This is a genomic window from Flavobacterium sp. R1_16, from assembly GCF_057652095.1.
Window position 1 is genome coordinate 1 of sequence record NZ_JBYFCG010000032.1, and the last position, 458, is coordinate 458.

Below are 458 nucleotides of genomic sequence, written 5' to 3' on the forward strand. Positions count from 1 at the left end.
CGCTTGTGTCTCAAAGCGGGTGCAAAAGTAATTATTCTTTTTTATTTAACAAGCGTTTTGTGAAATAATTTTTAGCTTTATTTTCTAAAACCTCGTTATCAACATCTTACTAAGAACATCCCTCTCTTGCGGGGTGCAAAGATAAACACTTATCTTACTTTTTTCCAAAACTTTCTTAACCTTTTTTTTACTTTGTTTATAATTCGTTGGACATCTGTAGGTTGTCACTTTTAAATTTGGCTCGCAAAGACGCTAAGAAGAAAAGTTCGTTGGAAAAACAACTGCTAAAACCCAAAAAAAATCATTCCAAAGGACTTTTGAAATCAAATACCAATAGCCACGACCTGTCTGCCGACAGGCAGGTAGTAGTGAATATCCTTTTACTTGCTCCTTCAGAATGTAAAAGATTACCTCACTAAAAATCTATTTTAATTGGAGTTCGATGAACTTCGTTTGTA

Annotated in this window: 1 protein-coding gene; it reads left to right on the forward strand. The window is 33.8% G+C overall.

The genetic code is table 11. The features are described 5' to 3' along the window. Positions 1-236: 236 nt before the first annotated feature. Positions 237-419, forward strand: coding sequence for a hypothetical protein (locus AC23L6_RS13370; protein ID WP_487561603.1), 183 nt, complete (start codon positions 237-239; stop codon positions 417-419). Positions 420-458 lie beyond the last annotated feature (39 nt).